Genomic DNA, 790 nt, shown 5'->3' with positions numbered 1-790 from the left:
GTGAGGGTTGGTTGGCTCAGGAGTTTTTGAGGACTAAGAATATTCCTATTCGCAATTATAAGAAATTAATGAGCGAAGTAGCTGACAATAAATTGTTTATGGATCGGTTTGATAGTGATTATCATAAAGTCTTTAAAGAGGAAATACACTTACCCCCAACTGGTCCAAGCATTTAAAACAAAGAAACTGGCGCAAGTGTCGCACTTGTGCCTTTCTTTGTTTTACGGGAAAGCCGTAATGGACCTACTAATGACTTATTCCACCAGCGCAAGTATCCCTCCACTAGCGCAAGCGTCCGCTTGTGCTACTAATGTAAGCGTGACTTGTGCCTTAGATAGTACATACGAAGCCAGTTAAGTTAATGCGGTTAGATTTTTAAGAATATGCCAACCTTGCTTTGGCATCCCTGAGCATAGCATCGAGAGTAAAGAGGATATGTTCCCGATCTTGTTCAGGTAGCTTCTGGATAGTAAGAATTTTATCAATGATGGTTTGATCAAGTTGCAAGTCAGACTTGCCCACCAGAAAATCAACAGAAACCCCTAGAGCATCGGCCAGGTTAATAGCAACCCCACTAGCGCGCGTTTGTAACGCGTGCTATAAATAAAGCCTACACTTTATCCACAACAGTCATTAGCTAGTGTTGTGCTAAATTCAAGATAGCACCTGCCTTTCTTTTCTAACCAGTATCCCTTATAGATCACATTAAAACGGGCAAGTAGTCATTATTTGAATAAGTCACGCGATGCAATCGCGCGCCAGAGATTATTCAAATACTGCGGCACGCGAT

It is taken from the genome of Fulvivirga aurantia, assembly GCF_009711475.1.
Taxonomy (GTDB): Bacteria; Bacteroidota; Bacteroidia; order Cytophagales; family Cyclobacteriaceae; genus Fulvivirga; species Fulvivirga aurantia.
This window is presented reverse-complemented; position numbering follows the sequence as displayed.